Annotated in this window: 7 protein-coding genes; 2 read left to right on the top strand and 5 right to left on the bottom strand. The window is 64.5% G+C overall.

What is annotated here, in order from left to right; genetic code table 11:
• On the bottom strand, nucleotides 1-265 hold a 265-nt coding region (locus HWX22_RS31810), incomplete at its 3' end, for a hypothetical protein (protein WP_208456629.1).
• A gap of 50 nt (nucleotides 266-315) precedes the next feature.
• Between HWX22_RS31810 and HWX22_RS27420 the strand changes: the two genes are divergently transcribed.
• A complete protein-coding gene (locus HWX22_RS27420) occupies nucleotides 316-1,740 on the top strand; it encodes a DHA2 family efflux MFS transporter permease subunit (RefSeq protein WP_175916784.1) in 1,425 nt (474 codons plus the stop codon).
• A gap of 256 nt (nucleotides 1,741-1,996) precedes the next feature.
• On the opposite strand, the gene HWX22_RS27415 is transcribed toward HWX22_RS27420, so the two are convergent.
• From HWX22_RS27415 to HWX22_RS27405, 3 genes are all read right to left on the bottom strand, one after another.
• Complete coding sequence (locus tag HWX22_RS27415) at nucleotides 1,997-2,740, bottom strand: 2OG-Fe(II) oxygenase (RefSeq protein ID WP_175911882.1); 744 nt, start codon at nucleotides 2,738-2,740, stop codon at nucleotides 1,997-1,999.
• A gap of 282 nt (nucleotides 2,741-3,022) precedes the next feature.
• The gene (locus HWX22_RS27410; protein ID WP_175911881.1) at nucleotides 3,023-4,615 is read right to left on the bottom strand and encodes an inorganic phosphate transporter; all 1,593 of its coding nucleotides are present in this window, start codon (nucleotides 4,613-4,615) and stop codon (nucleotides 3,023-3,025) included.
• A 222-nt stretch (nucleotides 4,616-4,837) separates the two neighbouring features.
• Nucleotides 4,838-5,746, bottom strand: coding sequence for a LysR family transcriptional regulator (locus tag HWX22_RS27405; RefSeq protein WP_175916783.1), 909 nt, complete (start codon nucleotides 5,744-5,746; stop codon nucleotides 4,838-4,840).
• 127 nt (nucleotides 5,747-5,873) lie between these two features.
• Between HWX22_RS27405 and metE the strand changes: the two genes are divergently transcribed.
• Complete coding sequence (gene metE / locus HWX22_RS27400) at nucleotides 5,874-8,168, top strand: 5-methyltetrahydropteroyltriglutamate--homocysteine S-methyltransferase (protein WP_175916782.1); 2,295 nt, start codon at nucleotides 5,874-5,876, stop codon at nucleotides 8,166-8,168.
• Nucleotides 8,169-8,319: 151 nt separating this feature from the next.
• Here metE and HWX22_RS27395 read toward each other — a convergent pair whose 3' ends face one another.
• Nucleotides 8,320-9,645, bottom strand: coding sequence for an MFS transporter (locus HWX22_RS27395; RefSeq protein WP_175916781.1), 1,326 nt, complete (start codon nucleotides 9,643-9,645; stop codon nucleotides 8,320-8,322).
• Nucleotides 9,646-9,677: the final 32 nt, after the last annotated feature.

Genomic DNA, 9,677 nt, shown 5'->3' with positions numbered 1-9,677 from the left:
GGCCTCGGCTTCCTTCAGAAACCCGATGATTTGCTGTTCCGTAAAGCGCTTCTTCATGTTCGTCTTCTTCTCCGAAAACGAACTTTACTAGACTCCGGCTGGCCCTGTTTGCAGGGGGCAGGTCAGTCCCGCCATTCGGTGACTGCGGCACGATATCGTCATAAAAATCTATGCGCATAAAGTCCATTTGCGCGACATGCTCGGCAAAGCGGATAAGCAGCCCTTCGGGGTAATATCGCCGTTCATCCCGATTCCCGGTGTTCATCTGTATAAACCGGCACTCGGTGTCCTTCGATTCCGTTTCCCGCACCGTTCATGACTGACAGCCCTGCACAAAGTGGTCGGACGACCGACTTCTTACCATATCTGGTCGCTGCAACGTTCTTCATGGAGTATCTCGACACGACCGTGATCGCGACCGCGCTGCCGCAGATGGCGCGCTCGTTCGGCGTCGGGCCGAACGCGCTGAGCCTCGGGATGACCGCCTATATGCTGGCGCTCGCGGTGTTCATCCCGATCAGCGGTTGGATCGCAGATCGTTATGGCTCGCGCACGGTGTTTGCCACCGCCATCTTCGTCTTTACCGGCGCGTCGGTGCTGTGCGGGCTGTCCGAGGGTGTGATGACGTTCACGGCCGCGCGTCTGCTGCAGGGTGTCGGCGGAGCGATGATGGTGCCGGTCGGACGGATGATCATCGTTCGCAGCACCGAGAAGGCTAAGCTGATGCGCGCAATCGCGACGATCACGTGGCCAGGCATTGTCGCGCCGGTCGTCGGGCCGCCCATTGGTGGCTTCATCACGACCTACGCGTCATGGCGATGGATCTTCCTGCTGAATGTCCCGTTCGGCGTTGTTGCGCTCGTCTGTACCTGGCTGATTGTCCGGAACACGCGTGCCGACGTGCACCGACCGCTCGACTGGGTCGGCTTCGTGCTGGCAGGCGCTGCGCTGACCTGTCTGCTGATCGGTACCGAAGCAGCTGGCCAGCAGGACGTCGACTTCACGCGCGCGGGTATTCTGGTGGGCGCGAGCGTGCTGTTCGGCATCGCCGCGTGGATGCACGCGCAACGCTGTGCGCATCCGCTGCTCGATTTCACGACGCTGAAGGTGCCGACATTTTCGGTGACGGTGATCACCGGCTCCATCACGCGGATGGCGATCAACGCCGTGCCGTACCTGCTGCCGCTGCTGTTCCAGATCGGCTTCGGGTTGTCGCCGTTCCAGTCCGGCCTGCTGCTGCTCGCCAGCGCGCTCGGCAATCTCGGAATGAAGGCGGGAACGTCGTGGATCCTCGATCGATTCGGTTTCCGGCGCGTTGCGCTCGTCGACGTGACGATCGTCGGTCTCTTCACGATCGCGTGTGGCTGGCTGACGGCGTCGACGCCGCTGGCGATCACGCTGTTCGTCGTATTCGTCTACGGGCTCACGCGGTCGATGCAGTTCACGACGCTCGCGACGCTGGCGTATGCGGATATCCCGGCTCGACAGACGAGCGCGGCCAGCACGCTGTGGAGTGCTGCACAGCAGATGACGATCGGGATGGGGATTGCATTCGGTGCGTTGTCGCTGCGGCTCGCGGCGTTGGTGCGTGGCGACGCGGCCGGCGTGCATTACGTGCTCGACGACTTTCGCTGGGCGTTCGTTGCGGCGGGCGTGCTCGCGCTGCTGACGTTGCCTGGCTATGCGCGGCTGGCTTCCAATGCTGGCGATCGCCTGCGGGCAAATGCGGCCCGCGGGTAAGCGAGACTTCTCATTGCATCGGCGTCGCGACGGGTGAGGGCTTCAGTTTTTTTGTCGCTCACTTGACACGTCGATCCGTCATGGCGACGATCGTCTGCAGGACAGTGTGCCCGTCGCCCGTCACCATTGGTGATGCGCGGACCATGCGGCGGCGGCACCGCACAACGATCCTCGCGCAATGATGTGCGGTGCCTGTTGCGCAAACTCACCCGCATGCCGAATGGCGCGACAACATCGCGTTGCACCCCGCAGGCCGTCATTGCGCGTCATGGAAGATGATGCCGACCGTGTGGCGGTGGCCGCTTCGGATTCTGCTCACGCCATGGCGCAAGTTGACGCGGTAGACGCCGCGCGTTCCCTGCACGGGCCTGCCGTGGACGGCGAAGATCACCGCGTCGCCTTGTATCAGCGGCACCACTTCCGCGCGTGACTGCATGCGTGGTCGCTGTTCCGTCAGCACGAACTCGCCGCCCGTGAAATCCCGACCAGGTACCGACAGCAGGATAGCGACCTGAAGCGGAAAGACATGCTCGCCGTACAGGTCCTGATGAAGGCAGTTGTAGTCGTCGGGACCGTATTGCAGGATCAGCGGCGTCGGTCGTGTCTGTCCCGCCGTGTGGCAGCGATCGAGGAAAGTCCGGTGCTCTTTCGGATAGCGGACGTCAATCCCGAGTGCCTGGTTCCAGCGATTGGCTATCGGCGCGAGATGCGGGTAGAGCGTCGCGCGCAGCTCGGCGACGACCCCGGGCAGCGGGTACGCGAAGTACTTGTATTCGCCGCGCCCGAAGCCGTGCCGTGCCATCACGACGCGCGAACGATAGAGCGCATCCCGCGGATAGAGCGAGGCGAGCGCATCGCACTCGCTCGCGGAGATCAGGCCCGGTACTCGCGCACATCCGTAGCGATCGAGCTCGATATCGACGGCCGGCCAGTCGATTGCATCGACGCGTTGCGCGATGTCCGGCGATTCGACGGCAGGTTGCAGATTGGCGATATTCACGGGCGTACCTCGGTTCGTCAGCGTTGTGGTGCCGTACGATCGCGCGGAATATTCGCAAGCGTCGCGTGCACGGTCGAAGCCACGATGAAAGTTGATGAACCCAGTCTAGCGGCGCCCGTGTGCTGGCGCGCTCCAGATCTTGCTCTCCAATCCGGAAAGGCGGAAAAGGCAAGGACGTGGCACGGCCCCATCGAATGCCGAGAAGTGTCGAAGCGGAGAAGGGACGGAGATATTTTCCACGGCAGGCGACCGGCTTTCACCGGCCGCGTCCCGTTTACCCGATCAAGCCACTGACCGGAACAACCAGTAGAGCCCGCCTGCCAGCACGATTGACGCGGGCAGCGTCAGCACCCACGCGAGCACGAGGCTGCGCACCGTGCTCCACTGCAACCCGGATCCGTTCGCGGCCATCGTGCCCGCGACGCCCGACGACAGCACGTGCGTCGTCGACACGGGCAGCCCGTACACGTCGGCGGCGCCGATCGTCAGCATCGCGACGAGTTCGGCCGACGCGCCCTGCCCATACGTCAAATGCTGCTTGCCGATCTTCTCGCCGACGGTCACGACGATCCGCTTCCAGCCGACCATCGTGCCCAGGCCCAGTGCGATCGCGACGGCGACTTTCACCCACGTCGGAATGAACTTGGTCGCGTGGTCGAGTTGCTTGCGATAGTTGTCGATTGCGAGCTTGTCGTCGGCGGCGAGCGCCGGCTGCCCCGACTTCTCGATCAGGCGAATTGCTTCGGACACCAGATACATCGTGTTGCGCACGTTGTCGACGTCGCGTTGCGGCACCGCAGCCATCGACCCCGACACGCCGACCGCGGTCGCGAGCGACGTGGACAGCTGTTGCACTGCAGGCAGCACGGCGGGCGTCAGTTCACGATGCTGCACGTAGTGCTCGACGTCGGCGCGTGGGTTCGCGGACGGCGCGACGCCGTTCGTGTACTTCCCGAACGTCGCGGCAGCCTGGTTCGCGACGGCGACGAAGGTCTGCGATTCGGCCGGCGTGACGGCCTTGTTCAGCGCATACGCGGTCGGCACCGTACCGATCAGGATCAGCATGATGAGGCCCATCCCTTTCTGCCCGTCGTTCGATCCGTGCGCGAACGACACACCCGTGCAGGTCAGGATCAGCAGGCACCGAATCCAGAACGGCGGCGGTTGATCCCTCTGTGGCTCCTTGTACAGCTCGGGAACCCGCACGAGCGCTTTCAGCACGAGCAGCAGCAGTGACGCGCACAGGAAGCCGACGATCGGCGAAAACAGCAGCGACTTGCCGACACCGAGCGCCTGGCCCCAGTCGACGCCGCTCGTGCCGGATGGTCCGTGCATCAACTGGTTCATCAGGCCGACGCCGATGATCGACCCGATCAGCGTATGCGAGCTCGACGACGGTAGCCCGAAATACCAGGTCGCCAGGTTCCACATGATCGCGGCGATCAGCAGCGCGAACACCATCGCGAAGCCGGCGCCGCTTCCGACCTGCAGGATCAGTTCGACCGGCAGCAACTGCAGGATGCCGAACGCGACGGCGCCGCTCGAGACCATCACGCCGAGGAAGTTCCACATGCCGGACCAGATCACCGCGACGTTGGGCGTCAGCGAGTGGGTATAGATCACGGTGGCCACCGCGTTCGCGGTGTCGTGGAAGCCGTTGACGAATTCGAAGCCGAGCGCGATCAGCAGCGCGGCGCCGAGCATCAGGTACGGGAACAGCGATCCTTCGCGGACCGGCGACAGATCGGCGATCAGGTGCGTGGCGATATAGGCGGCGCCGAATGCGAGCACCAGCAGGAACACGGCATAGCCGACCTGCCTGGTGCGTGCGACTGAACCCGAATTGCTCGGTGCGGACGAAGCAGGATGATTCATGACGGCATCTCGTAAGGGAACCGCGTCCGATCCTAGCTTTCGCTAGCAGTCAGTTTGATGACAGTACGGATGACGAATCATGGTCTTACGGATGTGTAAGGGGAAGGCGCCGTGACGTCGTGACGCAACTTGCCGTGCAAGGCTCGCGTCGTCATCCATATAGTGAACACTCGCCTGCGCACCGACATGCGGCCGCCGGAAGTGCGCGGCGTGCGAGCGCGGCTAGCGCAGCATGCGTGGCGCGCTCCATGTCGATTCGCGCGCCAGCGCGACGAATGCGGCCAGATAGTCGATCGACGCATCCGCCTCGCGGATGCCGAGGAAGATCTGTTTCGCAATGCCCTTCTTGCCGAGCTTGACCGGCACGACCGGCATCCGGTCCGCGTATTCATCGGCAAGCCACCTCGGCAGCGCGGCCACGCCGCGCCCGCTCGCCACCATCTGCAGCATGATGTCGGTCGTCTCGATCGACTTGTGGCGTCTCGGCACGATGCCGGCCGGCGTCAGGAACTGGTTGTAGATGTCGAGCCGGTCGGTCTCGACCGGGTAGGTGATCAGGACCTCGTCGGTCAGCTGCTCGGGCGTCACGTAGTCGGCGTTCGCGAACCGATGCGCGTCCGCGACCACCAGCACCTGCTCGTAATCGAACACGGGATCGAAGCGCAGCCCCGGCTTGTTCAGCGGATCGGGCGTCACGAGCACGTCGATGTCATGGCCGAACAGCGCGCCGATGCCGCCGAACTGGAAGCGCTGCTTCACGTCGACGTCGACGTCCGGCCAGCGCGACAGATACGGCGACACGACCTTCAGCAGCCACTGGTAGCACGGATGACACTCCATACCGATGCGCAGCGTGCCGCGCTCGCCCTTCGCGTACTGCTTCATCCGCTCCTCGGCGAGGTCGAACTGCGGCAGCAGCCGGTTCGCCAGCTTCAGCAGATACTGCCCGCCCTGCGTGAGCCGCAGGCCGCGTCCTTCCCGGTCCCAGATCGGCGTGCCGAGCTGCTGCTCGATTTTCCGGACGGTATGGCTGAGCGCCGATTGCGTGAGATGCAGCGCATTGGCGGCCGCGGTCAGCGAGCCCTGGCGCTCGACTTCGCGGATCACGACGAGATGGAATCGTTCCAGCATGGAGATCGTTCACCCGGCAGATACATGAACAGATTTAATGGATGAATGAAATAATGCCATTTTATTTCATGGGATGAAATCCCTATGATGGCTGCCGGATCTTCAATTTCTTCTGGATGGCAGCTTCATGGTTACAACACACAACCTCGGTTTTCCGCGCATCGGCGCGAAGCGCGAACTCAAGTTCGGTCTCGAACGCTACTGGAAGGGTGAATCGTCGCGCGACGAACTGAAGGCACTCGGCGCCGAACTTCGCCAACGCCACTGGAACGACCAGCGCGACCTCGATCTCGTACCGATCGGCGATTTCGCGTTCTACGATCAGGTGCTCGACATGAGCTTCACGCTCGGCAACCTGCCGAAACGCGTGCAGGACTTCCATGGCGATGCGCTCGACAACTATTTCCGCGTCGCGCGCGGCCGTTCGGCGCAGTCGGCGGAAGAACACGCGGCATGCTGCGGCGGTGTCGCGGCCGGTGAAATGACGAAGTGGTTCGACACGAACTATCACTACATCGTGCCGGAGTTCCACGCGGACACGAACTTCTCGCTCGATCCGTCGCGCCTGCTCCAGCAACTGGCGGAAGCGCAGGCGCAGGGCGTCGCCGCGAAGCCGGTGATTCTCGGCCCCGTCACGTATCTGTGGCTCGGCAAGGCGAAGGACGATTCCGATCGCCTCGCGCTGCTGCCGAAGTTGCTGCCGGTATATGGTGCGCTGCTCGACACGCTGACCGCGCAGGGTGTCGAATGGGTGCAGATCGACGAACCGATCCTCGTCACCGAGCTCGACGCCGAATGGCGCCTGGCGCTGCGCACCGCGTACGACGCGCTCGAGACGCGCCGCATCAAGCTGCTGCTCGCGACATACTTCGGACAGCTCAAGGAAAACCTGACGCTCGCGGTCTCGCTGCCGGTCGACGGCCTGCACATCGATGCGATCAACGCCCGCGACGAAATCGATGCACTCGTGCGCGAACTGCCGGCCGACCGCGTGCTGTCGGTGGGCGCGATCAACGGCCGCAACATCTGGAAGACGGACTTGAACGCGACGCTCGACTGGCTCGAACCGCTCGCGAAGCGACGGGGCGATCGCCTGTGGCTCGCACCGTCGTGCTCGCTGTTGCATGTGCCGGTCGATCTCGCGAACGAGGAGAAGCTCGACGCGGAGATCCGTGCATGGCTCGCGTTCGCGCTGCAGAAGCTCGACGAACTGAAGGTGCTCGCGACCGCGCTGAACGAAGGCCGCGACAAGGTGACCGACGCGCTCGCCGCGAACGCCGCCGCGATCGAAGCACGCCGTCGCTCGCCGCGCGTGAACAACCCGGCGGTGAAGGCCGCGATCGCGCGCATCGACGCGCAGCTCGGCAATCGCGCGAGCCCGTACACGCAGCGCGCGCCGAAACAGTCCGCGCGCCTGAACCTGCCGGCGTTCCCGACGACGACGATCGGCTCGTTTCCCCAGACCGCCGAGATTCGCCTGGCGCGCAGCCAGTTCAAGGCCGGCGCGCTGGATGAAGCCGGTTACCGCGAGGCGATGCAGGCGGAAATCGCGCGCAGCGTGCGCGAGCAGGAGTCGCTCGAGCTCGACGTGCTGGTGCATGGCGAAGCCGAACGCAACGACATGGTCGAATACTTCGGCGAGCAGCTCGACGGCTACGCATTCAGTCAATTCGGCTGGGTGCAGTCGTACGGTTCGCGCTGCGTGAAGCCGCCGATCCTGTTCGGCGACATCAGCCGCCCGAAGGCGATGACGGTCGAATGGATCGCGTATGCGCAGTCGCTGACGAACAAGCCGATGAAGGGCATGCTGACCGGCCCGGTGACGATCCTGAATTGGTCGTTCGTGCGCGACGACCAGCCGCGTTCGGTGTCGTGCTACCAGCTCGCGCTCGCGATCCGCGACGAAGTGCTCGATCTCGAGAAGGCCGGCGTGCGCGTGATCCAGATCGACGAGGCGGCGCTGCGCGAAGGACTGCCGCTGCGCCGCGCGCAATGGGGCGAGTACCTGGAGTGGGCGGTCGAGTCGTTCCGCATCACCGCGAACGGCGTGCAGGACGATACGCAGATCCATACGCACATGTGCTATTCGGAGTTCAACGACATCATCGCGTCGATCGCCGACATGGACGCGGACGTGATCACGATCGAGACGTCGCGGTCGGACATGGAGCTGCTCGACGCGTTCGACAGCTTCAGGTATCCGAACGAGATCGGGCCGGGCGTGTACGACATCCACTCACCGAACATCCCGACGCAAGATCATATCGTCGGCCTGATGAGGAAGGCGGCCGAGCGGATTCCGGCGGAGCGCCTGTGGGTGAACCCGGACTGCGGGCTGAAGACGCGCCAGTGGGCGGAAGTGATTCCGGCGCTGACGAACATGGTCGCCGCCGCGAAGACGCTGCGCAGCCAGGTGCGATAACGCGCGAACGCGGGGTGAATGTCGTCGCGATCGACGATCGGGCGGCATAAACGGCGGCCCGCATGTCGCGATGAGCGTTTGGGGACGTTGCGGCGTACCGCGGTACGCCCATGCAAACGGGCAGGCGATGTCGCCTGCCCGTTGCGTGGGGTTACGCGGTGCGTGCGCCGCGCGGCAACGCTTCGTCCGCCTTGCCGGGCGCGCCGGCATCGTCGATGCTGACGCGGCGCGAGATCAGCCACACGCACACCGACGACAGCACGGCGGCGCTCGTGTACTGAATCGCGAGCGGCCACCATTGCGGCGCGGTGTTCTGTGCGATCAGCGTGGCGACGAGCGGCGTGAGGCCGCCGGCGATCGCACCGCACACCTGGTACGCGATCGAGATCGCCGTGCAGCGGATGCGCGCGATGAAGATGCCGCTGACGAAACCCGCGACCACCGAGTAGTAGCCGGATTCCGCGAGCGTCGCGAGGCCGACGCCGACCGTGATCGACAACGGCGTGCCCATGTGCACGAGCGGCAGCATCACGAACGGCACGATCGCGGCCCAGGCGCCGGTGATCAGCAACACGCGCGTCGTGCCGAAGCGTTGCGCGATGAACGCGGCGGCGAGCTGCACGACGAACTGCAGCACAGCGACGATCGTCATGCAATGCAGCACCATCGACCGGTCGAGCGACAGGAACTGCGTCGCGTAGCTGATCATGAAGATGTTGCTGAAATACACGCCGGCGATTCCGTACACGTTCGCGCCGATCGCGAGCAGCAGCAGCGGCCAGTACTTGAGCGCCTCGCGCACCGGGTTCTGCGCGGTGTTGCCGCTCTTCCTGACTTCCTCGAACTCGGGCGACTCGGACACGCTCGCGCGGATCACGAAGCCGACCGCCAGCAGCACGGCGCTCGCGAGGAACGGCACGCGCCAGCCCCAGCTCATCATGTCGTCCTTCGACAGCGTGCTGATCGCGCCGAACGCGAGCATCGACAGGATCAGGCCGCTCGCGCTGCCGAGCTGCGCGAACGACGCGAAGAACGTGCGCTTGCCTTCGGGCGCATGCTCGCCGGCGAGCAGCACCGCGCCGCCCCATTCGCCGCCGACCGCGATGCCTTGCAGCACGCGCATCAGAACCAGCAGGATCGGTGCGATCACGCCGGCCTGCGCATGGGTCGGCAGCAGGCCGATCGCGACCGTCGACACGGCCATCAGCATCAGCGTCGCGAGCAGCGAGCGCTTGCGGCCGAAGCGGTCGCCGAGATAGCCGAACATCACGCCGCCGAGCGGCCGCGCGAAGAAGCCGACCGCGAACGAGCCGAACGACGCGAGCAGGCTGACGAAACGGCTTTCGCCGGGAAAGAACAGCGGGCCGAACACGATGGCGGCGGCGGTCGCGTAGCTATAGAAGTCGTACCATTCGATCGTGGTGCCGACGAATGAAGCGAGCGCCGCCCGCTTCGGTTGCTTGATGGCAGTCCCCATCTGTTATGTGCTCCTCTGGAATCCTCTGATTT

Origin of the sequence: Burkholderia sp. BCC1638 (genome assembly GCF_902833195.1) — a bacterium.
In the GTDB taxonomy this organism is placed as follows: domain Bacteria; phylum Pseudomonadota; class Gammaproteobacteria; order Burkholderiales; family Burkholderiaceae; genus Burkholderia; species Burkholderia diffusa.
This window is presented reverse-complemented; position numbering and strand designations above follow the sequence as displayed.

What these genes read in the sequence shown, in the direction of transcription:
- HWX22_RS27420 (WP_175916784.1), top strand. Translation starts at nt 316, where the DNA reads ATGACTGACAGCCCTGCACAAAGTGGTCGGACGACCGACTTCTTACCA.
- HWX22_RS27410 (WP_175911881.1), bottom strand. Translation starts at nt 4,615, where the DNA reads ATGAATCATCCTGCTTCGTCCGCACCGAGCAATTCGGGTTCAGTCGCA.
- HWX22_RS27405 (WP_175916783.1), bottom strand. Translation starts at nt 5,746, where the DNA reads ATGCTGGAACGATTCCATCTCGTCGTGATCCGCGAAGTCGAGCGCCAG.
- metE (WP_175916782.1), top strand. Translation starts at nt 5,874, where the DNA reads ATGGTTACAACACACAACCTCGGTTTTCCGCGCATCGGCGCGAAGCGC.
- HWX22_RS27395 (WP_175916781.1), bottom strand. Translation starts at nt 9,645, where the DNA reads ATGGGGACTGCCATCAAGCAACCGAAGCGGGCGGCGCTCGCTTCATTC.